General features: G+C 72.4%; 1 protein-coding gene. It reads right to left on the reverse strand.

What is annotated here, in order from left to right:
- The coding region (locus Q8814_RS26475; RefSeq protein ID WP_408015993.1) for an RCC1 domain-containing protein at positions 1-477 on the reverse strand (477 nt) is incomplete at its 3' end.
- Between the last annotated feature and the right edge of the window lie 48 nt (positions 478-525).

Raw genomic sequence — 525 nt, forward strand, 5'->3', positions numbered from 1 at the left:
GGTGATCTCGGCGACGGGTCCCGGCACGTCGACGCGCATCGGGGCGGGGCCGGCGTCGGTTGTGCCGGTGCCGAGCTGACCGAAGGTGTTGTATCCCCAGCAGTAGGTATCGCCGCCGACGACGACGGCGCAGCTGTGTTCGCGTCCGGTGGTGACGGCCGTCGCCGCCCCGGGCAAGGCCACCGTCACCGGCGCATACCGTGAGCCGGTGGAGCCGTCTCCCAGCTGACCTGAGTCGTTCGCACCCCAGCAGCCCACGTTCCCGGCCTTGATCGCGCACGTGTGCCATCCGGTCGCGGACACCGCGAAGCGGGCTCCACCGTCCCGGGTTGCCCCGTCGGCCGGTGCGGGGGTGGCGGCAGTCGCCGCTTCACTGCGGGGCCACCACACGAATGCGCCGACGGTCACGGCAAGCAGCGCAGCGACCACAGCGAGCACCGCCACCGGGCGCGACAAGGTGCGGTGTGGGATCGGCATGTCGGGGTTATGGGGGGATCGGCCCGCGTGGATCGACGGTCCCGGTGC

The organism is Rhodococcus chondri (assembly GCF_036327435.1).
Classification (GTDB): Bacteria; Actinomycetota; Actinomycetes; order Mycobacteriales; family Mycobacteriaceae; genus Rhodococcus; species Rhodococcus chondri.